Raw genomic sequence first — 21,267 nt, 5'->3', positions numbered from 1 at the left:
GCCCCCCTTCTCCGAAGCGTCTCGCCTCGATCGCACCGTCTCCCGCTGGAGCGATGAATCAGGGCGCATCGCTCCGTCTAACGAAGGAAGCACGACAGGGAAACGACGAACAGGACACGCCATGACGCACCCGACAGGCCTCTCGCCAGCCGACCTGCATATCGTCTCCGAGCTGGACCTCCTCCGACTGCAGCGCACTGCAGGAGTCCCGTTCGGTCCAGCGCCGTCCTGCGCCCACCCGACGCGGCGGGGCCTCCGGCAGGATCCGGCGTTCGAGCTGGTGCAGGACGAGCTCGAACGCCGCGACGCATACCCCTCGACCCTGGAGGGTACAGGCAACGCTGTACTATTGAGGGGTGACTCAGCCCGCAAGCCTCGACGGAACGTTGCCCGCTTCACCTGACCCTGGCCGCCGGTTGCTCCTCAGCCGACGGATCCGGTTGCTCGTCGCCCTCACCATCGGCTACAACGTCGTCGAGGCCGTCGTCGCTCTGAGCGCAGGGACCATCGCGTCATCGAGCGCCCTGATCGGGTTCGGCCTCGACTCCATCGTGGAAGTGCTCTCTGCCACCGCCGTCGCCTGGCAGTTCGCCGGGCGGCATCCGGAGGACCGTGAATCGACTGCGCTCCGGGTCATCGCGGTCTCGTTCTTCGGACTAGCTGCCTTCGTCACCGTCGATGCCGTCCGAACGCTCGGCGGCGCCGTCGAACCCCAGCACTCGACGGTCGGGATCGTCCTCGCGGCCGTGAGTCTCGCGGTCATGCCGCTCCTGTCCGCCGCACAGCGAAGGACAGGCCGACAGCTCGGTTCACGTTCAGCCGTTGCGGATTCACGGCAGACGTTGTTGTGCACCTACCTCTCGGGCGTGCTGCTCGCGGGGCTGGTGCTTAACAGCACGCTGGGATGGTCCTGGGCCGACCCGGTGGCCGCCCTGGTCATCGCGGCGGTCGCGGTCAAGGAGGGCCTCTACGCGTGGAGGGGGAACGCGTGCTGTGCTCCAGCCCCCGGAACGACCGTCGACGGCGATGCGCCGTACCGGGATGGGGCATCTGCCCGCCCGGAAGGCGTTCCGGCGCTCGGCCTCGTCGGAGCAACGGACTGTTCCTGCTGCAGCCGGGATTGATCCGGCTCAGAGGGTGCCGGTCGTCGGCTCGTCGCCAGGCCCCGCAGCCAGGATCCGCGTCATCTCCAGCTCCCTCTGGTCCGGGTCGAGCACGTACGGCTCGGTCCGTCCGGTGAACCGGTAACCGCGGCGGGAGTAGTACTCCTGTGCCCGCCGGTTGTCCTCATGAACGGTCAGGCGCAGGGCCGGTGCGTGCATCGCCGCCCACGCCTCGACCTCGTCGAGTAGCGCGTCGGTCACGCCCGCCTCGCGGCCGCGATGGGATGGGCTCACGTACACGCCATACAACGTGGGGAGGTCGGTTCCGGTCTTCAGCAGCCCACCCATCGTGCCGACCCAGCGTCCCGTCCCGTCGATGGCGGCAACGGAGGTGCCCGTTGCGGACTGTCCCCGGCGCCCCCGCCTGCGCCACTCCTCCTCGCCGTGCTTGAGGGCGGTGGCCAGGGTCTCCAGGAATGCGTGGGGAGTGTCCTCGAGCATCTCGAGCCGCAGCTCACGGATGTGGCGCCAGTCGTCCTCCGTCGTCCTGCGGATCGTCACGTCTGCCACAACAACCATCCTAGGGAGGTCCAGGAATGGTAACAACGCGCCGCCATGGTGGAGGCTCGTTGCCTCACTCCGGAACCCTGCCGATGTGGTGGCGGAATCCCCACAGTGCGGCGTGGAGCCGGTCCCGACTACCCGTTTTCGAGAAGATGCTCTGCACGTGGTACTTCACCGTTGTCACTTCGATAAAGAGGCTGCGGGCGATCTCGGCGTTGGAAACCCCGCGGGTGATGAGGTCGAGCACGTCGAGTTCGCGGAGCGTGAGCAGCTCGAGGGCAGCTGGTGTCGGTACTGGGGAGGCGCGACGGCGGCCGAATTCTGCGAGCACTTTCTGGGTTATCCGTTGATCCAAGGTTCCGCCGCCGGCAGCGACCGAATGAATGGCAGCTGCGATGGCTGTCTCTTGAGCGCCTTTCAACATGAAACCAGCGGCACCGGCTTCGAGAGCCGCGAAAATGTCCTCGTCGATGTCGAACGTCGTGAGGATGAGTACGCGCACAGCACTTCCGTGCTCGGCGACGATCTGCCGGGTCGCGGTGATTCCGTCCATGCCGGGCATCCGCACGTCCATGCACACGACGTCCGGGCGGAGCGAGGACGCCAAGTGCACCGCCTCCTGTCCGTCCGTTGCCTGCCCGATGACGGACAGATCCGGTTCCGCGTCGAGGACCACAGTGAGTCCAGCCCGCACGATGGGCTGGTCGTCGACGATGAGTACGGTTGTCACGGGTGCTCGTCCTTGTCTGCGGATGCTGAGGAAGCCGCGGTGGTAGTGGGCAGCGTCAGAGTTGTGCGCCATCCCGTGCGGGTCGGGCCGGCATCAAGCGTTCCGCCGACCAGCGTGAGTCGCTCGCGAAGGCCCGCCAGGCCGTAACCGCTCGGCGGCACCGCCAGGGGCGCCGTGGTACCGGACCCGTTCTCGACAGCTACGCGCAATTCGGCGCTGCTCCAGGCCGTCCTCATGCTCGAGCAGACCAGCGACGTACTCGGGCAGTCCGCTCGTGTGCTGCAGAAGCTGCCGGACGGAGATCCTACTGCCGTCGATCCCGTCCCCTTCCACCAGGCCCGGTAGGTACGCCTCGATCGGCTCGTCGAGGGCGACGTCGCCCTCATCGACAAGTTGCATCACGACCGTCGCCGTGAACATCTTCGTGTTGCTGGCGATGCGCACCTGTCCGTCGGGTGCTGCTGGTCGGCGTTCTTCACGGTTGCCGAGACCGGAGGCCAAGCTCACTCGGTCTCCGTCAGCCTCCGTGAGCGTGCCCAGCGCGGCAGGAAAACCAGCCTGCACAAGCCCGTCGAGGCTTGTTTGCAGCCGCTCCCCGTCAACCTTCGATGTCGCTGTCGTTTCAGGGCCGCTGGTGCCGCTGAAGCCCGCAGCCTGCTGTTGAAACAAGTACCAGCCCTGCAACTGCTGCGGCAGTGCATCGTCGCATCGGGCGCGTCATTCCGGCCATCGTTCTTCTCCCTTGTCCTTACCCCGTCGCCGAAGGTCGCCGACACCCATAAGTCCAGTCGAGAAGCGGAGCTTGCGCCCCGGGCCCAGGAACAGGATCTGCCTCCTCCCCGAGTACAGGTTCGGGACGCGGGACCGTCGCCAAGCTCGGAGAACTCCTCACCTCGCCTGTCGCGTCACTCGTCGCCGTCCGAGGAGAACGTCGACGACGAGGAGAACGGTGCCGGACCGATCATTTGGACCCGGCCTTGCAAACGGCCGCATTACGGCCGGTGACGATGCGGCGGAGACGACCGGGTGCGTGCTGCGCGGCGTCGTATCATGGAGGGTCAGCTTTTATCTACCTTTAGGGGCAAGTTGTGTCCACCGTTGAAGAGAATTCGGCAACCACAGCACGGACCGGCGGCAACCGGGTCAAGCGCGGGATGGCCGAAATGCTCAAGGGCGGCGTCATCATGGATGTCGTCACGGCCGAGCAGGCCCGCATCGCCGAGGATGCCGGCGCGGTAGCCGTCATGGCGCTCGAACGGGTTCCCGCGGACATCCGTGCCCAGGGCGGCGTCTCCCGCATGAGCGATCCTGACATGATCGACAGCATCATCGAGGCTGTCTCCATCCCCGTCATGGCCAAGGCCCGCATCGGTCACTTCGTCGAGGCGCAGGTACTGCAGTCCCTCGGCGTCGACTACATCGACGAGTCCGAGGTCCTCACCCCGGCCGACTTCACCAACCACATCGACAAGTGGAAGTTCACCGTTCCCTTCGTCTGTGGCGCCACCAACCTCGGTGAGGCGCTCCGCCGCATCAACGAGGGCGCGGCGATGATCCGCTCGAAGGGCGAGGCAGGCACCGGTGACGTCTCCAACGCGACGATGCACATGCGGAAGATCCGCTCCGAGATCAACCGCCTGTCGTCGATGGCGGAGGACGAGCTGTATGTCGCCGCGAAGGAACTGCAGGCCCCGTACGAGCTCGTGAAGGAGGTGGCGTCGGCCGGTCGTCTGCCCGTCGTCCTCTTCACTGCCGGCGGTATCGCTACTCCGGCGGATGCCGCGATGATGATGCAGCTCGGTGCTGACGGCGTGTTCGTCGGCTCCGGCATCTTCAAGTCCGGCAACCCCGCCGAAAGGGCAAACGCCATCGTGCAAGCGACGACGTTCCACGACGACCCCGACATGATCGCCAAGGTCTCGCGCGGCCTCGGCGAAGCGATGGTCGGCATCAACGTGGACGAGATTCCGCAGCCGCACCGCCTTGCGGAGCGCGGCTGGTAACAGTCCGCACAGCGTCACAGGGAGGACCGCAGCCGTGGGGCTGCGGTCCTTCCTTTTCGCCCTGGTCATGCGGCTCCTGGCGGGAGAACGTGCGGTGCATGGAGTCACAGCCCCTACAGCGTCAGGACATAGGTCCTGCCGCGTCCGAGCAGCGTGAAGCCCCGCCGGGAGAAGAACTCGTACCCCTGCGGCGTGGCATTGAGCGTGAGATCGACCGCTCCAGCTTCGCCCGCCGCTCGGGCCGTCGCGCTCAGCAGCGCCGTCGCCAGTCCGCGCCTCCGGTACCCGGGCAGGACTTCGAGGTGGTGGATGCCGCCGAGCCGGTGTAGGTCGCCCGAGCCGGACGGGTGGAACGAGTAGGCGGCGCCCGAGACGTTGTGGCCCGTCGCGTCCCTCGTGACGGCATGCCATGCCTGCTGTGGCTGCGACCGTACGACGCGCAGTTCCTGTTCGAGCGGCCCCGAGTAGTCGGGCACGTCGGTCGTGAGGACGGCGCCGTCGTCCGCGGACGCGACGACGGCGGACACCGGCGCTGCCATCCACCATGGTTGCCAGCTCTGATCGAACCCGAGGGGACCGAGCTCCGCCGGGTCCACGGCCCCGTTGAGCCAGATCCGTACCGAGGCGGCCCCCAGCCGCACACCTTCGGCGAGCGCGGGTCGGACGGCATATGCGCTGACCTGCTCGGGAAACATCATTGCCAGTTCCCGTCTGGCGGGCAGCCATACCCAGGTGGTGCCGTGCGTCGAGAACGTCTTTCCACCCGTAGCGGCCGCCAGCGCCGTACTCCACGCAGTTGCCAGCCGCTGGCACTGCGCGATCGTCACCACGGTGGTGTGCCGTCCCGCATGGACCTCACGCGAGCCCGCGACGAACCAGCAGGGGATGCAGGTCGGCGTCCCGCCCGCGGAACCGGCGGAAGGCCTCCAGCGGGTCGATGCTGTTCCCTCGCGACAGCAGTTCCCGCCGGAAGTGGTCCCCGTTGCCGCGCGTCAGGCCGCCCGAGGACTTGAACCACTCGACGGTGTCGGCGTCGAGCATCTCGCTCCAGATGTAGGCGTAGTACGACGCCGCATAACCGCCGGCAAAGATGTGCTTGAAGTAGGACGTGCGGTACCGCGGCGGCACCGGCGCGAAGTCGACCCTCGCATCGGCGAGCGCAGAGGCCTCGAATGCGAGCGGATCCTCGATGACCGTGCCGGCGGGGACGGAGTGCCAGGCGAGGTCCAGCAGGGCGGCGCCGAGGTAGGCCGTCGTCTCGAATCCCTCTCCCCAGGCACCGGCAGCATGGATGCGGTCGATCACGTCCTGCGGGAGCGGCTCACCGGTCTCGTGGTGGCGCGCGTAGTTCGCGACGATCTCGGGCCAGAGGATCCACATCTCGTTGACCTGCGAGGGGTACTCGACGAAGTCGCGCGGCACGGCGGTGCCGGCGAACAGCGGGTAGGTGACGTCCGAGAACAGACCGTGGAGCGCGTGGCCGAATTCGTGGAAGGCGGTCACCACCTGATCGTACGAGAGCAGCGTGGGCTCACCCGCCCCTGGCCTGGAGATGTTCAGGTTGTTGATGACCACGGCGCGCGTCCCCTCGAGTCGGGACTGGTCCACGAACGAGTTCATCCACGCTCCGCCGCTCTTCGTGTCGCGGGTGTAGTAGTCGCCGAGGAACAGGCCCAGGCCCGAACCGTCCTCGTTGAAGACCTCCCACACCCGGACATCGGGGTGGTACCCCACAAGGTCCGGGCGTTCGGTGAAGGTCAACCCGTAGAGACGGTGCGCGGCGTAGAACACTCCGTCCTGCAGAACCCGCTCGAGCTCGAAGTAGGGGCGCAGGGCGTCCAGGTCGACGTCGAACCGGGCCTTCCTCACCTTCGCCGCATAGTAGGCCCAGTCCCACGGCTCGATGGGGTGTCCGGCCTCGGCCTCGAGTTCGGCTGCTTCCGCACGGGCATTGCGCACCGCCGGGGCGGCGAGCTCCCGCATCCGGTCCAGGATCGCCTCAAGCGACGGCGCCGTCTGGTTGTCGGTGGCTGCGGCAGCGTGCGTACTGAAACCGAGGAGCGCTGCTCGGTCGGCACGCACAGTGGCCATCTCGGTCGCGAGGGCGAGGGTGTCGGCGTCGTTGCCGCGCGCGCCACGATTGACCGACGCCTCGTGGAGCCGTCGCCGCACGTCCCTGTTCGTGAGCAGCTCCAGGGCCGGCTGCGCGGTCGGGAGGATGAGCGTCAGGAGGTATCTGCCCTCGTGGCCGGCGTCGCCGGCTGCCGAGGCAGCCGCGGAGATCGCGTCGGCGGAGAGCCCGTCCAGTTCCTCGGCGGAGTCGACCAGGAGCGCGGACGCATTGGTGTCCTTCAGGAGTTTCTGCGAGAACTCCGTGCTGAGCGCCGACAGCTTCGAATTGAGCTCCCGGAGCGTGGACTGTGCGGCGTCATCCAGCTCCGCCCCGGCACGGATGAAGCTGCGGATGTACTCCTCGACGAGGCGGGCGGACTCGTCGTCCAGGCCGTCGAGCGGTACCTGCCGGAGGCGCTCGAAGAGTGCCCGGTTGAGCTTGATGTTGTCCTCGTGCTCGGCGAGGCGCGGAGCGATCTGCTGTTCGAGCGCCTGGATCGCCTCGGTCGCGTGGCTGACCGAATTGCTGAAGAAGACGCGGGAGACGCGGTCGAGCGTTCTCCCGGCCCGCTCGAGCGCGATCAGCGTGTTCTCGAAGCTGGGCGCCTCGGCGGAATCCGTGATGCAGTGGATCTCGGTGAGGTGTTCAGCGAATCCGGCATTGAAGGCAGGCAGGTAGTGCTCGTCGCGGATGGCTCCGAAGGGCGGCAGTTGATAGTCGAGGCCACTGGGCTCGAGGAAAGGGTTGCTCATGGGAACCAACTTTTGCACGTTGTCATGCCTTCATGCAGCACCACGATCATACGACCGCGCTCGTCAGTCCACGGAGGTGGAGCCTGCAGGCGACCTACCCTGCCGATTCCGGTCGCGAGCCCAGTAGCCCGCCACGGTAGTCACGGTGCTCAGCACGGCGAGCACGACGCCGATGCGGGTGTGCGCAAGGCGCACACCTCTGCCCGCAAGCTTCTCTCCGTAGCGATAAACGACCCGCTCCATGCCGATCGTCCCGACGGCGGTCGACCCGAGGAGCGCGACGGCCGCGAGGGCGAGAACGACAGGATGGCGTGGGAGTCCGGTGCGTGAGCGGGTCTGCCCGGCTGCATCCACCCCGACTGCATCCGGCCCGACCGCCTTCGGCTGCAGTTCCTCGACCGGTGTGCAGCCGCTGGTCCCGGATGCATCCCGGCTCTTCAGGACGTGGATCCCGTACAGGGCGCTGGAGGCGATGATGCCGGCCTTCACGCCCGCTCGAATTTTTCGGTCCCTCGTGTAGTCGGGCAGGGCGTACCAGAGCGCTATTCCGAGTCCGGAGACGAGGTCAGGCAGGGCAGGGGGAGTGATGGCGGCCTTCATGCATCGACCCTACGTAGCTCGCCGTGCCAGCACATCCGCCGTGGTGCTGATTCACGAGTACTCCTCGAGGGGGACGGAGCTGGGACACGGGTAAGGGGCACTGCGCGGCGGTGCTGTTCGTGGTGTCGGTACCTTTTTTTGCTGCCCGAGGGCTTTCTGCTGTGCGGCTGCACGAGATCACGCACTTCCCGTTCCAGGGCTGCATGGCGAGTCGCTTCGGCGTCGAAATACGGCTTGTGGTGAGGCCTGTGAGCAGAAGCAAGTGGATGCACCCCGAGGAGATGGGACAGAATGCGGTCATGGACATCACTGACAACGGACCCAACCCCAACGCGTTCGATATCGAGAGCGCGACGACCGAGAACGACAACTACCGCCGCGTCGCCTGGACGGGCAAGCACCTGCAGGTGACGCTCATGTCGATCGAACCCGGTGGTGCGATCGGCCTCGAGGTGCACCACGGCACCGACCAGTTCCTGCGCGTCGATGCAGGGAAGGGCCGCGCGAAGATGGGGCCCTCGAAGGATGATCTCTCGTTCGAGCAGGACGTCGAGGATGGCTGGAGCATCCAGGTGCCCGCCGGCACGTGGCACGACGTCGAGAACACCGGCGACGAACCATTGCGCCTGTACGCGATCTACGCACCGACCCACCACGCGCAGGGCATCGTGCAGCAGACGCCGGAGGATGCCGAGAAGGACGAGGAGCAGGGCCTCGACGAACCGCCGTCGTGGGTCGAGGAAGTCGACGACAAGGGCGAAGAGTCCGCCTGAGCCGCTCCGTCGTGAGCGACTGCCGATAGTTCAGCAGGAACAGGAAGAGGGGTACGCCCGCTACAGGGTGTACCCCTCTTTCACGGACTCGACAAGGGATGTTCTCCCTGTCGGGGTTCCGTCATGTCACCCCAGCCGGTGCGAACGGCTCTACGGATATGTTCTACAGGGCGCGCTCGCGGACCGTACCGGGTTCAGCGTGGCCTCGCCCCGGCGTGCTGCCGGGCGAGTTCGGCCAGCGTGTCGTCCACGCCGTCGTCCTGGAACTCCCCGAACTTGCGCTCTGCCGCGGTCCGTAGCAGGAAATCGGCGATCGCGGGATTCTTCGGGAGCAGGGACCCGTGAAGATAGCTGGCCACGATGTTCTTGTAGCGAGCGCCCTCATGCTTCTCCTCGGCGTTGTTGCCCGCACCCTTGATCACGGTTGCCAGGGGCTTCAGCCCGTCGCCCAGATAGGTCTGGCCGCTGTGGTTCTCGTAGCCGTGGATCTCGCCGAACTCCTCGCTGGTGGCGACGACGTTGCCGATCAGCCTCTCTGCACCGCCTCGCGTCTCGAGGTCCAGCACGCCGATGCCGGGGATCTCCGTGCCGTCATGCGTGCGGAAGACGTTGCCGAAGAGCTGGTACAGGCCGCAGATGAGGAGCATCGGCGTGCCGTCCTCGGCGAGCCTGCGCAGCGTGGGAGCGATGGCCTGCAGGTCGTCCTGGATGACGATCTGTCCGCTGTCCTGGCCACCACCGCCGATGACGAGGTCGACGTCGTCGGGAAAGGGATCGCCGGCATTGTGCTCGAGGATCTCCGCACCGTAGCCGCGCCAGGCGAGGCGCTGCTTGAGCACGAGCACGTTGCCGTAATCGCCGTAGATGTTCATCTCGCGGGGGTACAGCTGCAGGATGCGCAGCGATCCCTTGGCGGGATCAGCGGGGGCTTCGGTCAGCGCGCTGGCGGACGGGGCGTCGCTCATCAGGACACCACCTCGACTTTCGTGATCTTCGAGAGCTCGCGGCGAACCGCAAGCATGGCCGTGTAGGTGCAGAAGATCCGCTTCGGACGTCCTTCCGAGCCTCGGATGAACTGCTTGAGGGCGTCCACGATGTCGGGCTCGACGGCACCCACGCGGACGTCGTCGTACTTCAGCCTCAGAGCCATGTCGTATGCACGGACCCCGCTGACCACGTCGACGCCGCCGAGGCCCAGCGAGTCGAAGTCGACATCCCAGAGCCAGGACATGTCACGACCGTCGGCATAGTTGTCATTGATCGCGATCATGGTGGCGCATCCGGCGGGGTCGAAGGACTTCAGGCCCAGCCTGAACCCGCTGGGATTCTTCACGAGCACGAGTTCGAGGGCCTGGCCGTCGACGACGAGGCTCTCGCCCCGACCGAAGGCGGGCTCCACGGCAGCCAGGGACGCGAAGAGCCTCGAGGTATCAGCCGATCGACCCAGGACGGCCCGCGCGGCCGCGAGGGCGGCCGCGGCGTTGAAGATGTTGTAGACCCCCCGCAGGCGCAGGTCGGTGCGTGTCGTGGTGCCGTCCACCTCGAATTCCGCCGAGTTCCCGTCAACGGACCGGAGCACGACGTCGGCCGGAAGCGCGGAGGCCGGAGCAGTTCCCGCTTCGCCCCGCAGCTCGTCGTCATTGGGGAAGGTGCTGCGGAGAGAGGCGTCGAGACCGAAGTAGGCGACCTCGGCCGTCGTGATCGACGACGCCAGGCCTGCGACGCGTGGGTCCTCGCGATTGAGGACGACAGTGCCGGTCGTCGCCAAAGCGATGCGCTCCAGCAGGCGCGTCGTCGCATCGATCTCACCGAAGCGGTCCAGCTGGTCGCGCAGCACGTTCAGGAGCAGGGAGTACCGCGGCGGCACGAGCTTCACGAAGTGCACGGCGTGGGCCTCGTCCAGTTCGAGGACGGCGACGTCGGCCTTCAGCCGCCCGCGCCAGTCGACCTCACCCAGCAGCGCAGCAGCGACGCCGCGCGTGAAATTGCTGCCCGTGCGGTTCGTGAAGACGGTCAGGCCCTGGCCCTCGAGCAGTTCCACCACCATCTTGGTCGTGGTCGTCTTCCCGTTGGTCCCACTGACGACGACCACGCCGTGGGGAACGGTGGAGAGGGCGCGGCCCATGAAGCGGGGATCGAGGCGCTCGACGACGAGGCCAGGGAAGGCGGAGCCGCCGCCGCGCAGGCGGGAGGCGACGCGCACAGCCTTGCCCACGAGGACTGGTAGGGGATTCATGCCTACAAATTATCGCAGGCTCACCGTCCTTCCCGGGACGCGGCCGGGGGGCGCCGCTCACGCCCGCCGTCGGGCGCCGGGCACCGGGGGCGAAACCACTAGAATCGGGGGATGACCTCCCCGTCCTCGGCACCGCCGCCCCTGCGCGCCGACTCGACTGACGCCGCCCTCCCTGCCCCTTCTGCTGCCTCTCCTGCTGCCGAATCACCCATCGGCGACCCAAACCGTCCGGCGACGGTGCACCCCGCCCGGGACGTCGTCGTCGGTGTCCTTGCCGTGCAGGGCGACGTGCGAGAGCACATCGCAACCATCGTGTCCCTCGGGGCTCGTGCCGTGCCTGTTCGCCGCGCAGCGGAGCTCGCGGACATCGACGGCCTGATAATCCCGGGAGGCGAATCGACGACGATCGACAAACTCACGCGGACGTTCGGGCTGGTGGAGCCGCTGCGCGAGCTGATCGCGGGCGGCCTGCCCGTCTACGGCTCGTGCGCGGGAATGATCATGCTGTCCGACGTCATCGCCGATCCGTCGACCGACCGGCTCGGTCATCCGCAGCAGACCTTCGGCGGCCTCGACATGGTGGTGCGTCGGAATGCCTTCGGGCGGCAGCGCGAGTCCTTCGAGACGGACCTCGATTTCGCGGGCCTCGCCACCACCGGGAGCGCTGCAGCAGAGGACCCCGTGCGGGCCGTCTTCATCCGCGCTCCCTGGGTCGAGAAGGTCGGGGAGGACGTCGAGGTGCTGGCCCAGGTGCCCGCCGCGGAAGCGCCGCTGGCCGGGCCTTCGGATGGCGGGGGCACCGACTTGGAGCCGGTCGCTAGAATTGTCGCAGTGCGTTCAGGGAACCTGCTGGCCACGAGTTTCCACCCGGAGGTGACGGGTGAGCGGCGGGTCCACGAACTGTTTATTCGGATGATCAGAGGAGAAGCGTAGGCATGTCGGGGCACTCTAAGTGGGCAACAACCAAGCACAAGAAGGCCGCGATCGATGCGAAGCGGGCCAAGTCCTTCGCCAAACTGATCAAGAACATCGAGGTCGCGGCGCGCGCCGGTGGCCCCGACGTCGCCGGTAACCCGGGTCTCGAGCTCGCCGTCTCGAAGGCGAAGAAGACCTCCGTCCCCATCGACAACATCAACCGCGCGGTGAAGCGCGGAGCCGGTCTGCTCGGCGAGGCCGTGGACTACCAGACGATCATGTACGAGGCGCGAGGGCCGCAGGGCTCGGCCCTCCTGATCGAGTGCCTCACGGACAACAAGAACCGCGCCGCCTCCGAGGTGCGTCTGGCGATCAGCCGCAACGGCGGCACCATCGCCGACCCCGGTTCCGTCGCATACCTGTTCGCCCGGAAGGGTGTCGTCACCCTGCCGAAGAACGGGCTCACCGAGGACGAGCTGCTCATGTCCGTGCTGGACGCCGGTGCCGACGAGGTGAAGGAGTCGGCCGAGACCTTCGAGATCATCTCCGAGCCCCAGGACCTGCGCGCAGTGGTCGAAGCGCTCGACGAAAGCGGCATCGAGTACGACACCGACGAGGTCGAGTTCGTGCCGTCCCTGCAGGTGGACCTCGACGCCGACGGCGGGCGCAAGTTCCTGAAGCTCGTGGACGCCCTCGAGGAGCTCGACGACGTGCAGAACGTCTACTCGAACGCGAACCTCTCGGACGAGATCCTGGCCGAGCTAGAGAACGACGACTGACATCGCTTCCCTCGACACGCCTGCGGCCCGGTGGGCCCGAGTGACCCCGTGACCTATCGCGTGATGGGCGTGGACCCGGGCCTCACGCGCTGCGGCCTCGCCGTCGTCGATATCGAGCCGAACCGCCGCTCGACGCTCGTCGCGGTCGGCGTGGTCGGGACAGAGGCCGGCAGGAGCCTCGACGAGCGGCTCCTGGTCATCTCGGAAGCGGTCGACACCTGGCTGGACCTGCACAAACCGCAGGTGCTCGCCGTCGAGCGCGTGTTCAGCCAGCTCAATGTCAGCACCGTCATGGGCACGGCGCAGGCGTCCGGGGTCGTGATCGTCTCCGCCGCACGGCGGGGGATCCCGGTGGCACTGCATACCCCGACAGAGGTGAAGGCAGCGGTGACGGGCAACGGCCAAGCGGACAAGGCCGCGGTCACCAAGATGGTGACGAAGATCCTCCGCCTCGACACGGCGCCCAGGCCCGCCGATGCCGCCGATGCGCTGGCGCTGGCCATCACGCACGCCTGGCGCAGGGGAGTGGGACTGCAGGGCGCCGCCGCCTCCGCGGTATCCGGTGGAACGGTCACGTCGGCGCAGCGTGTCTGGACGGAAGCCGAAGCTCGCGCACGACGGCGCTAGCGCCGGCCTGCTTCTCGCAGCGACACCGCCTGCGCCGGCTCGCCGCGCGGAATGGGGGCTCGCGTTCCGCGGTGCGTCCGCTCGTCGCGACAGCCCCCTTCCGGTGTGGCGGCTCGATCGAACAACCTCCCGCCGGTACCGTTGGGCAATAGAACATGTGTTCGACGCCGGCAGCAGTCCGGCTATCCCGACCAGCAAGCGCTTGGAGCACATCATGATCAGTTCCCTGCGCGGAACAGTGACCCACGTGGGCCTGCATTCCGCCGTCATCGACGTCAACGGCTTCGGCATGCAGGTGCAGGCGACACCGCAGACCCTCGCGGGCCTGCGGGTCGGTGAGCAGGCGTCGGTCGCCACGGCGATGATCGTCCGCGAGGACTCGATGACGCTCTTCGGCTTCGAGGACGCGGAACAGCGGGAGGTGTTCGAGACGCTCCTGGCCGTGAGCGGCGTCGGGCCACGCCTGGCCCTCGCCGTCCTCGCCGTCCACGCACCCGACGCCATCCGTATCGCGGCGTCGTCCGGTGACGACAAGGCGTTCAGCAAGGTGCCCGGGATCGGGCCGAAGGGTGCCCGTCGCATCGTGCTCGAGCTGGCAGGGAAGCTGGTGCCCCTCGAATCCAAGCCCGGGGCGGAAAAGCAGACGTGGCAGGGCCAGGTCCTCACCGCGATGATGGGCCTCGGCTGGTCCGAGAAGGACGCCGGGGCAGCGATCGACGCAGCCGTGGCTGATGCTCCGGAGGTCGCCGCCACCGGCGACGTCGGACAGATCCTGAAACTGACGCTCCGACGGCTCGGCCAGGACGGCGCGCGGAGTTCCGTCCGCCCGCAGGCGATCCGATGACCGACCAGCACCCCGAAGACGCACCGCTCGTGGCCGCGGCTGCGGATCCGGAGGACCGGGCCGTCGAGGCGGCCCTGCGGCCCAAGAACCTCGACGACTTCGTCGGCCAGAAGCGGGTACGCCGGCAACTGTCGCTGGTACTGGAGGCCTCGCGTCTGCGCGGACGCAGCGCGGACCACGTCCTCCTGTCCGGCCCGCCAGGTCTCGGGAAGACGACGCTCGCGATGATCATCGCCGCGGAGATGAATGCGCCCCTCCGCATCTCGTCGGGCCCTGCGATCCAGCACGCCGGGGACCTCGCGGCGATCCTCTCCTCCCTGACCGAGGGAGAGGTGCTCTTCCTCGACGAGATCCACCGCATGTCACGGCCCGCGGAGGAGATGCTGTACATGGCGATGGAGGACTTCCGCGTCGACATCATCGTCGGCAAGGGTCCCGGCGCCACGGCGATCCCGCTGGAGTTGCCGCCCTTCACCCTTGTCGGCGCGACGACCCGCGCGGGGCTCCTGCCGGGGCCGCTCCGGGACCGCTTCGGCTTCACGGGCCACCTCGAGTTCTACTCCACGGAGGAGCTCGAGCTGGTGCTCCGACGTTCCGCGATGCTGATGGACATGAAGGTCAACTCGGCCGCCTTCGCCGAGATCGCCGGCCGATCACGAGGTACGCCGCGAATCGCCAACCGGCTGCTGCGGCGCGTCAGGGACTGGGCCCTGGTGCACGGCATGGACCTCATCGACGCGCGAGCGGCGAGTGCCGCGCTCGACATGTACGAGGTGGATGCTCGCGGCCTGGACCGTCTGGACCGTTCCGTCCTCACCGCGCTGATCACCAAGTTCAACGGGGGACCGGTGGGCCTGTCGACGCTCGCGATCGCCGTCGGCGAGGAACCGGAGACGGTCGAGACGGTCGCTGAGCCCTACCTCGTCCGCGAAGGAATGCTCGGACGCACGCCGCGCGGCAGGATCGCGACAGCAGCCGCGTGGAAGCACCTCGGACTCGTAATGCCTCCGAACGTCGCTGCCGCCATGCCGGAGGACCTGTTCTCGGTCGCGCCGGAAGACCTGTTGGGAACGGAAACAAGCCTTGACAGTTGGGCGCAGCCGGACTCCTGACGCAGGAGCGCTCAGGATTCCCCTTTAGACTGGTGTCTCACGATGTGTGCCGGGGCACAGTCCTGCCGCCCACACCCAGTCCCAGGAACGGATTTTTCTAGTGCTTGCACATGTAGTCGCCCAGACCGCCTCCGGAGATGGACAGTCATTCGACATCTTCTCCCTCCTGCTGCCGCTGGCGCTGGCCTTCCTGATCTTCACCATGTTCCGCAGGCAGCGGAAAGCGCAGCAGCAGGTGAAGGAGATGCGCACGCAGATGGAGCCCGGCACGGAGGTCATGACGCAGTTCGGACTCTTCGGCACGATCGTCTCCATCGATCAGGAGAACAACAAGGCCGTCCTCGAGCTCTCGCCCGGTACGCACGCGACGGTGCATACACAGGCACTGTCCAAGGTGGTGCAGCAGGAATCCGCCGTTGCCGATGACCACGTCGACGACGACGCCATCGGGGCCACCACCGTCCCCGACGACGCTTCGTCGCTCGACGCCGACCGTACGGTCGCTGATTCCTCCGCTGCCGGAACCCCTGCCGGAACCACGGGCGGTTCGTCGAGCGTCGAGACGCCGGAGGAGACGCTCGAGCGGCTCGACCGTGAGCGGATCGCAGGCGAGAATCGCGAGGCGCGAGGACCACGCGACCCCAGAGCAAACCCAGACAACTAGCACTCCCCGGGCTCCGGTACTCAGCGGGAGCCTGTCAGGACCAACCGGCGTACTCGACGCGCCATTGAATAAGGAAACCTCACCATGCCTCGTACCGGTCCCGGGACGGCGGCCAAGCGGACACTAGTCTGGCTGGGCGCATTGACAGCACTGCTCGCGATCCTGCTGGGGGCAGGATCCTACTGGAGCACGGCAAGTTGGAGCCCCCGCCTGGCCCTCGACCTCGAGGGTGGAACCCAGATGATCCTGGCACCTCGGGTCCAGGGCGGCAGCGAGATCACACCGGAGCAGCTCGACCAGGCAGTGGAGATCATTCGCCAGCGCGTCGACGGCTCCGGTGTGGCCGAAGCGGAGATCAACACGCAGTCCGGTCAGAACGTCATCGTCTCCCTCCCCGGCACGCCCGACCCGGAGACCCGGGACCTGATCCAGGCGTCGGCGCAGATGGAGTTCCGCCCGGTGCTCGCCGGTGGACCAGGGCAGGCGCCTGCGGCGGAGACCCCGACCCCGGACGACCAGCTTCCCAAGCCCGCCGCGGAGCCGCAGAACGCGAGTGACCCCAACTGGATCACCCCTGAGCTCTACAAGGAATTCGAGGCACTCGACTGCCTCGATCCCGCTGCCCTGGAACCAGCGGAGGAGCCGGCTCCCGCCGACCAGCCGATGGTCGCCTGCGAACCCGACACGCAGGGCAAGTACATCCTCGGGCCCGTCGAAGTTCCCGGCACCGACATCTCCACGGCCAGCTACGGCCTGCAGCGCAGCGCGCAGGGCCAGGCGCTCAACACCTGGGCCGTGAACATCGACTTCAACGACGAGGGCACCCGGACCTTCCGCGAGGTCACCGAGCGCCTCTACGCGATCGGCCAGGGCGATCCACGCAATCAGTTCGCGATCGTGCTCGACGGCCGGATAGTCTCCGCCCCCACCACCAATGCGGTCATCGCGGACGGCAACCCGCAGATCAGTGGCAATTTCACGGAGGAATCCGCGGCCGCCCTGTCGGAGCAGCTCAAGTACGGAGCCCTGCCGATCAGTTTCGAGATCCAGAGCGAGCAGCAGATCTCGGCAACACTCGGTGCCGACCAGCTCCGGCTCGGCCTGATCGCCGGGCTCATCGGCCTGGTGCTCGTAGCGGTGTACTCGATGTTCCAGTACCGACTGCTGGGTCTGGTAACCATCGCCTCGCTCGTGGTGGCCGGAATCCTCACCTACCTCGCGATCTGCATCCTCGGCTGGACGGAGAACTACCGGCTTTCCCTCGCGGGTGTCGCCGGCCTCATCGTGGCCATCGGTCAGACGGCCGACTCGTTCATCGTCTACTTCGAGCGTATCCGTGACGAGCTGCGCGATGGCCGCGGGCTGATCTCAGCTGTCGAGCACGGCTGGCGTCGCGCCAAGCGCACCGTCCTCGCTTCGAAGGCCGTGAACCTGCTCGCCGCGCTGGTGCTCTACTTCGTCGCCGTCGGGAACGTCCGGGGCTTCGCGTTCACGCTCGGCCTGACGGCCATCGCCGACCTCGTCGTCGTCTTCCTGTTCACGCACCCGGTCCTCCGGCTGCTGGCGAAGACCAGGTTCTTCGGTGAGGGCCACCCATGGTCGGGACTGGACCCGAGCCGCCTCGGCGGTATCCCGCTGTACCGCGGCGCAGGCCGCCTGCGCGAGCCCGGCGAGGAGCCCATCGTCGTCACCCGCACCAAGAACAAGGGCGCCGCGGCCGAGGCCGACCGCCGTATGACCATCGCTGAGCGCCGACGCGCAGAGCAGCAGGAGGCTGTCGCCGCCCGCACCGGTTCGACCGCCGCCGGGCGAACCGGCTCCTCCGTCGCCGCGCGCACCGGTTCTTCCCAGAAAGAGAACAACGAATGAGCCGCACAAGCTTTGCCACGTTCGGCAACGAGCTGTATTCGGGGAAGCGCTCCTACCCCTTCGTCGCGAAGCGGAACCTCTGGTTCCTCATCGCAGGGCTCGCAGTGCTGATCTCGATCATCATCCCGGTGGTCAAGGGGGGCTTCAACCTGGGCATCGACTTCCGGGGAGGCTCCGAGTTCACGGTCTCCGCGACCGAGAACACAGACGTCGCCGTCGGTGAGGCCGCCGTGACCGATGTCGTGTCCGACGCGGTTCCTCGCGTCACGAATATCGCTCCCGACACCATGCGTATCCAGACAGAACGACTGTCCGACGATCAGACCCTGAGCGTCCGTGACAACCTCGTCAGCGGCTACGGTGTGGAGGCGGACCAGGTGACCTCTAGCTTCGTCGGCCCGACATGGGGCGAGGACGTCAGCCGCCAGGCCCTGATCGGATTCGGCGTCTTCGTCCTGCTGGCAGCCATCCTGATGGCAATCTACTTCCGGACGTGGAAGATGGCGCTTGCCGCGATGGTCGCGCTCGTGGTGGTCATGGTCGTCACCGCGGGCCTGTACTCGCTCAGCGACTTCGAGGTCACGCCGTCGGCGATCATCGGATTCCTGACGATCCTCAGTTACGCGTTGTACGACACGGTCGTGGTGTTCGACAAGATCCGGGAGAACACCGCCGACGTCGCGATCTCGACCAAGCGCACGTTCGCCGAGCAGGTCAACCTCGCCGTGAACCAGACACTCGTCCGGTCGATCAACACCTCGGTCGTCGCTATCCTGCCGGTTGCCTCCATCCTGTTCATCGGCGCTTTCCTGCTGGGAGCCGGCACGCTGCAGGACCTCTCGTTGGCCCTGTTCATCGGCATCATCCTCGGAACGCTGGGCACCATCTTCATCGCGGCGCCGCTCTACGCAGCGCTTCGGCTGAACGAACGGGAGCTGCGGAAACAGGAGAAGAAGGTCCGGGAGAGGCGCACGCTAGAAGCCGCATCTGCCTGACGACACGCCTGACCGAGCGGCGCCGCCGCGCAGCATACGCTTCAGCCGCAGGGACCCGGACCGGGCATCCTGCGGCTGAAGCAGTTAAAAGCCCAGCTAGACTTGGAGTTGTCGCGTTACCTGTGGCATCTTGAATCCTTTCGGGTCCGAGATCGAGATTGAGGGACTGTGAATGGCTGAAGCGGTGAACCCCGCAGTACGGCCCGGAGGCGGACAGGGCGAGGTGCCAGGCGTGCCCGGCCCGATTGCCACCGATTCCCTGCGCCCTGGCCCTGCCCGCGGACTGGTCCAACCGGCTTCGCCCGGCTCAGCGCCGTCCGCCACGAGCGCCGATCAGGCTGCGCCGGGTCGGCGGGGGCGCACCCGCGCACGCATCGCCCGGCTGACCGGTCGAGGCTCCTCGGGCTACTCCCCGGTTCTCGAGCCACTGCTCCGCACCGTTCGGGCGAACAACCCGAAGGAAGACCTCGACCTCATCCAGCGTGCCTACCTCGTGGCGGAACGGAGTCACGAAGGCCAGACCCGCAAGAGCGGGGACCCGTACATCACGCACCCCGTGGCCGTCGCCACGATCCTCGCGGAGCTGGGTATGACCGGCACCACCCTCGCGGCCGCCCTGCTGCACGACACGGTGGAGGACACGTCCTACACGCTCGACGAGCTCCGGCGTGACTTCGGGCCCGAGGTCGCGATGCTCGTGGACGGCGTCACGAAGCTCGACAAGGTCTCCTTCGGAGATGCTGCCCAGGCCGAGACCGTCCGCAAGATGGTCGTGGCGATGGCGAAGGACATCCGGGTGCTGGTCATCAAGCTGGCGGACCGCCTGCACAACGCACGGACCTGGCGCTTCGTCTCGCCCGCCTCGTCGGCGAAGAAGGCCCGCGAGACTCTCGAGATCTTCGCACCCCTCGCGCACCGGCTGGGCATGAACACCATCAAGTGGGAGCTCGAGGACCTGTCCTTCGCCGCACTGCATCCCAAGGTGTACGAGGAGATCGTGCGGATGGTGGGGGACAGGACGCCCGAGCGGGAGAAGCACCTCAGCCTCGTCCGGAACCAGATCGAGGAAGACCTGCGTGCCGTGAAGATCAAGGCGACGATCACGGGCAGGCCCAAGCACTACTACTCCATCTACCAGAAGATGATCGTGCGGGGTAAGGACTTCGACGACATCCATGACCTGATGGGCGTGCGCGTGCTGGTCGACAGCGTCCGCGATTGCTACGCGACCCTCGGCTCGCTGCATTCGCGATGGAATCCCCTGCCCGGGCGGTTCAAGGACTACATCGCAATGCCGAAGTTCAATATGTACCAGTCGCTGCACACCACGGTGATCGGCCCCGGCGGCAAGCCCGTCGAGATCCAGATCCGGACGCACGACATGCACCGCCGCGCTGAGTACGGCGTTGCCGCCCACTGGAAGTACAAGAGCGGGGGCCGGCAGCTCGAGGCGTCCGACAACGGCGACATGGGCTGGCTGCGCAGCCTCGTGGACTGGCAGCAGGAGACGTCCGATCCGGATGAGTTCCTCGATTCCCTGCGGTTCGAGATCAATGCGCGTGAGGTCTTCGTCTTCACGCCCAAGGGTGAGGTGATGGCGCTGCCGGCCGGATCGACGCCGGTCGATTTCGCCTATGCGGTCCACACCGAGGTCGGTCACAGGACCATCGGCGCGAGGGTCAACGGAAAGCTCGTGCCCCTGAACAGCGAACTCAACCACGGTGACTGGGTGGAGATCTTCACCTCGAAGGCCGAAGGAGCCGGGCCGAGCCAGGACTGGCAGGGCTTCGTCAAGAGCCCTCGGGCTCGGAACAAGATCCGGCAGTGGTTCACCAAGGAGCGTCGCGAAGAGGCGATCGACAAGGGCAAGGAGCTGCTGACGCGAGCCATGCGCAAGCAGAACCTGCCACTGCAGCGCATGATGACGCACAGCGCGCTGATGACGGTGGCCGAGGAACTCCGTCATCAGGACATCTCCGCCCTGTACGCGGCAGTCGGGGACGGGCACACCTCCGCGCAGAACGTCATCGAGCACCTCGTTGCCCTGATGGGTGGTCACGAGGGAGCCGAGGAGAACATCGCGGAGACGGCGGTCGCCACGCAGCCTCGCCGTCCCAAGTTCTCCGACTCCGGCGTCACGGTCCGCGGCGTCGGTGACGTATGGGTCAAGCTCGCCCGTTGCTGCACGCCCGTCCCACCCGACCCGATCATCGGGTTCGTCACGCGGGGATCGGGCGTGTCGGTCCACCGGAACGACTGCCGCAACGTGCAGGAACTGCGTGACCAGCCGGACCGAATCGTGCCCGTGGAGTGGGCGCCTACGCAGTCGAGCGTCTTCCTCGTGGAGATCCAGGTCGAGGCCCTGGACCGGAAGAGCCTGCTCTCGGACGTCACGAGCGTGCTCGCCGAGAACCATGTGAACATCCTCGCTGCGAACGTCAACACGTCCTCCGATCGGGTAGCCATGTCGCGCTTCGCGTTCGAGATGGGTGATCCGAAGTACCTCAACCACATCCTGAGCGCGGTACGGCGTATTGACGGTGTCTTCGACGTGTATCGGACCACCGGGTCGCAGCGCCGCTCCTGAG

The 21,267-nt window shown here is 67.1% G+C and carries 21 protein-coding genes; 13 read left to right on the top strand and 8 right to left on the bottom strand.

Going from position 1 to position 21,267, the window contains the following annotated elements; all coding sequences use genetic code 11:
- Positions 1-121 precede the first annotated feature (121 nt).
- Positions 122-403 carry a hypothetical protein gene (locus tag CXQ96_RS07275; protein WP_104117380.1) on the top strand — a complete coding sequence of 94 codons (282 nt, stop codon included), beginning with the start codon at positions 122-124 and terminating at the stop codon, positions 401-403.
- On the top strand, positions 357-1,124 hold the full coding sequence (locus tag CXQ96_RS07270) for a cation transporter (protein ID WP_258058929.1): 768 nt from the start codon (positions 357-359) through the stop codon (positions 1,122-1,124). Before CXQ96_RS07275 ends, CXQ96_RS07270 begins: the two co-directional genes overlap by 47 nt.
- Positions 1,125-1,130: 6 nt before the next feature.
- On the opposite strand, the gene CXQ96_RS07265 is transcribed toward CXQ96_RS07270, so the two are convergent.
- The 3 genes from CXQ96_RS07265 to CXQ96_RS07255 form a co-directional block, all read right to left on the bottom strand.
- Entirely contained in the window at positions 1,131-1,682 is a 552-nt protein-coding gene (locus CXQ96_RS07265) for an N-acetyltransferase (RefSeq protein WP_104117378.1), read from the bottom strand.
- 55 nt (positions 1,683-1,737) lie between these two features.
- Positions 1,738-2,397, bottom strand: coding sequence for a response regulator transcription factor (locus tag CXQ96_RS07260; RefSeq protein ID WP_104117377.1), 660 nt, complete (start codon positions 2,395-2,397; stop codon positions 1,738-1,740).
- Between the two features lie 93 nt (positions 2,398-2,490).
- The gene (locus CXQ96_RS07255) at positions 2,491-2,904 is read right to left on the bottom strand and encodes a serine hydrolase (protein ID WP_219816106.1); all 414 of its coding nucleotides are present in this window, start codon (positions 2,902-2,904) and stop codon (positions 2,491-2,493) included.
- Between the two features lie 581 nt (positions 2,905-3,485).
- On the opposite strand from CXQ96_RS07255, the gene pdxS reads away from it, so the two are divergent.
- Positions 3,486-4,400 (top strand): pyridoxal 5'-phosphate synthase lyase subunit PdxS, encoded by a 915-nt coding sequence (gene pdxS, locus CXQ96_RS07250; protein WP_104117375.1) that lies wholly within the window; start codon positions 3,486-3,488, stop codon positions 4,398-4,400.
- A gap of 113 nt (positions 4,401-4,513) precedes the next feature.
- On the opposite strand, the gene CXQ96_RS07245 is transcribed toward pdxS, so the two are convergent.
- The 3 genes from CXQ96_RS07245 to CXQ96_RS07235 form a co-directional block, all read right to left on the bottom strand.
- On the bottom strand, positions 4,514-5,227 hold the full coding sequence (locus CXQ96_RS07245) for a GNAT family N-acetyltransferase (protein WP_146070838.1): 714 nt from the start codon (positions 5,225-5,227) through the stop codon (positions 4,514-4,516).
- Between the two features lie 28 nt (positions 5,228-5,255).
- Positions 5,256-7,265 carry a M3 family metallopeptidase gene (locus CXQ96_RS07240; protein ID WP_104117373.1) on the bottom strand — a complete coding sequence of 670 codons (2,010 nt, stop codon included), beginning with the start codon at positions 7,263-7,265 and terminating at the stop codon, positions 5,256-5,258.
- A 63-nt stretch (positions 7,266-7,328) separates the two neighbouring features.
- Positions 7,329-7,865: a hypothetical protein gene (locus CXQ96_RS07235; RefSeq protein ID WP_104117372.1), complete on the bottom strand. Its 537-nt coding sequence runs from the start codon at positions 7,863-7,865 to the stop codon at positions 7,329-7,331.
- A gap of 299 nt (positions 7,866-8,164) precedes the next feature.
- On the opposite strand from CXQ96_RS07235, the gene CXQ96_RS07230 reads away from it, so the two are divergent.
- On the top strand, positions 8,165-8,638 hold the full coding sequence (locus tag CXQ96_RS07230) for a cupin domain-containing protein (protein ID WP_104117529.1): 474 nt from the start codon (positions 8,165-8,167) through the stop codon (positions 8,636-8,638).
- A 194-nt stretch (positions 8,639-8,832) separates the two neighbouring features.
- On the opposite strand, the gene CXQ96_RS07225 is transcribed toward CXQ96_RS07230, so the two are convergent.
- Together CXQ96_RS07225 and CXQ96_RS07220 are read right to left on the bottom strand one after the other, a co-directional pair.
- Positions 8,833-9,603, bottom strand: a complete 771-nt coding sequence (locus CXQ96_RS07225) for a type 1 glutamine amidotransferase (RefSeq protein WP_104117371.1) — start codon at positions 9,601-9,603, stop codon at positions 8,833-8,835.
- Positions 9,603-10,874, bottom strand: coding sequence for a Mur ligase family protein (locus CXQ96_RS07220; protein WP_104117370.1), 1,272 nt, complete (start codon positions 10,872-10,874; stop codon positions 9,603-9,605). Before CXQ96_RS07220 ends, CXQ96_RS07225 begins: the two co-directional genes overlap by 1 nt.
- Before the next feature lie 111 nt (positions 10,875-10,985).
- Between CXQ96_RS07220 and pdxT the strand changes: the two genes are divergently transcribed.
- The 9 genes from pdxT (at position 10,986) to CXQ96_RS07175 (ending at position 21,266) form a co-directional block, all read left to right on the top strand.
- Complete coding sequence (gene pdxT, locus CXQ96_RS07215) at positions 10,986-11,807, top strand: pyridoxal 5'-phosphate synthase glutaminase subunit PdxT (protein WP_104117369.1); 822 nt, start codon at positions 10,986-10,988, stop codon at positions 11,805-11,807.
- A gap of 2 nt (positions 11,808-11,809) precedes the next feature.
- Entirely contained in the window at positions 11,810-12,568 is a 759-nt protein-coding gene (locus CXQ96_RS07210; RefSeq protein ID WP_104117368.1) for a YebC/PmpR family DNA-binding transcriptional regulator, read from the top strand.
- A 48-nt stretch (positions 12,569-12,616) separates the two neighbouring features.
- Positions 12,617-13,195, top strand: coding sequence for a crossover junction endodeoxyribonuclease RuvC (ruvC, locus tag CXQ96_RS07205; RefSeq protein ID WP_104117367.1), 579 nt, complete (start codon positions 12,617-12,619; stop codon positions 13,193-13,195).
- A 214-nt stretch (positions 13,196-13,409) separates the two neighbouring features.
- Positions 13,410-14,039 carry a Holliday junction branch migration protein RuvA gene (gene ruvA, locus CXQ96_RS07200; protein ID WP_104117528.1) on the top strand — a complete coding sequence of 210 codons (630 nt, stop codon included), beginning with the start codon at positions 13,410-13,412 and terminating at the stop codon, positions 14,037-14,039.
- Positions 14,036-15,151, top strand: a complete 1,116-nt coding sequence (ruvB, locus tag CXQ96_RS07195; RefSeq protein ID WP_104117366.1) for a Holliday junction branch migration DNA helicase RuvB — start codon at positions 14,036-14,038, stop codon at positions 15,149-15,151. The genes ruvA and ruvB overlap by 4 nt, the downstream gene beginning before the upstream one ends.
- Before the next feature lie 100 nt (positions 15,152-15,251).
- Complete coding sequence (gene yajC, locus CXQ96_RS07190) at positions 15,252-15,815, top strand: preprotein translocase subunit YajC (RefSeq protein WP_181036392.1); 564 nt, start codon at positions 15,252-15,254, stop codon at positions 15,813-15,815.
- 84 nt (positions 15,816-15,899) lie between these two features.
- Positions 15,900-17,684: a protein translocase subunit SecD gene (secD, locus tag CXQ96_RS07185; protein WP_104117365.1), complete on the top strand. Its 1,785-nt coding sequence runs from the start codon at positions 15,900-15,902 to the stop codon at positions 17,682-17,684.
- On the top strand, positions 17,681-18,679 hold the full coding sequence (gene secF, locus CXQ96_RS07180) for a protein translocase subunit SecF (protein WP_104117364.1): 999 nt from the start codon (positions 17,681-17,683) through the stop codon (positions 18,677-18,679). Before secD ends, secF begins: the two co-directional genes overlap by 4 nt.
- 172 nt (positions 18,680-18,851) lie before the next feature.
- A complete protein-coding gene (locus tag CXQ96_RS07175; protein ID WP_104117363.1) occupies positions 18,852-21,266 on the top strand; it encodes a bifunctional (p)ppGpp synthetase/guanosine-3',5'-bis(diphosphate) 3'-pyrophosphohydrolase in 2,415 nt (804 codons plus the stop codon).
- Position 21,267 lies beyond the last annotated feature (1 nt).

The sequence above is a fragment of the Arthrobacter sp. B1805 genome, assembly GCF_002929745.1.
GTDB lineage: Bacteria > Actinomycetota > Actinomycetes > Actinomycetales > Micrococcaceae > Arthrobacter_D.
Note: the sequence above shows the minus strand (reverse complement) of the source record. Positions and strands in the feature narration are given on the sequence as shown.

Excerpts from the sequence above, each read along its gene's own strand:
- CXQ96_RS07210 (WP_104117368.1), top strand. The coding sequence starts at position 11,810 with ATGTCGGGGCACTCTAAGTGGGCAACAACCAAGCACAAGAAGGCCGCG.
- CXQ96_RS07230 (WP_104117529.1), top strand. The coding sequence starts at position 8,165 with ATGGACATCACTGACAACGGACCCAACCCCAACGCGTTCGATATCGAG.
- CXQ96_RS07225 (WP_104117371.1), bottom strand. The coding sequence starts at position 9,603 with ATGAGCGACGCCCCGTCCGCCAGCGCGCTGACCGAAGCCCCCGCTGAT.
- CXQ96_RS07265 (WP_104117378.1), bottom strand. The coding sequence starts at position 1,682 with ATGGTTGTTGTGGCAGACGTGACGATCCGCAGGACGACGGAGGACGAC.
- ruvB (WP_104117366.1), top strand. The coding sequence starts at position 14,036 with ATGACCGACCAGCACCCCGAAGACGCACCGCTCGTGGCCGCGGCTGCG.
- secD (WP_104117365.1), top strand. The coding sequence starts at position 15,900 with ATGCCTCGTACCGGTCCCGGGACGGCGGCCAAGCGGACACTAGTCTGG.
- ruvA (WP_104117528.1), top strand. The coding sequence starts at position 13,410 with ATGATCAGTTCCCTGCGCGGAACAGTGACCCACGTGGGCCTGCATTCC.
- CXQ96_RS07240 (WP_104117373.1), bottom strand. The coding sequence starts at position 7,265 with ATGAGCAACCCTTTCCTCGAGCCCAGTGGCCTCGACTATCAACTGCCG.
- pdxT (WP_104117369.1), top strand. The coding sequence starts at position 10,986 with ATGACCTCCCCGTCCTCGGCACCGCCGCCCCTGCGCGCCGACTCGACT.
- CXQ96_RS07275 (WP_104117380.1), top strand. The coding sequence starts at position 122 with ATGACGCACCCGACAGGCCTCTCGCCAGCCGACCTGCATATCGTCTCC.
- CXQ96_RS07175 (WP_104117363.1), top strand. The coding sequence starts at position 18,852 with ATGGCTGAAGCGGTGAACCCCGCAGTACGGCCCGGAGGCGGACAGGGC.
- CXQ96_RS07220 (WP_104117370.1), bottom strand. The coding sequence starts at position 10,874 with ATGAATCCCCTACCAGTCCTCGTGGGCAAGGCTGTGCGCGTCGCCTCC.
- secF (WP_104117364.1), top strand. The coding sequence starts at position 17,681 with ATGAGCCGCACAAGCTTTGCCACGTTCGGCAACGAGCTGTATTCGGGG.
- CXQ96_RS07235 (WP_104117372.1), bottom strand. The coding sequence starts at position 7,865 with ATGAAGGCCGCCATCACTCCCCCTGCCCTGCCTGACCTCGTCTCCGGA.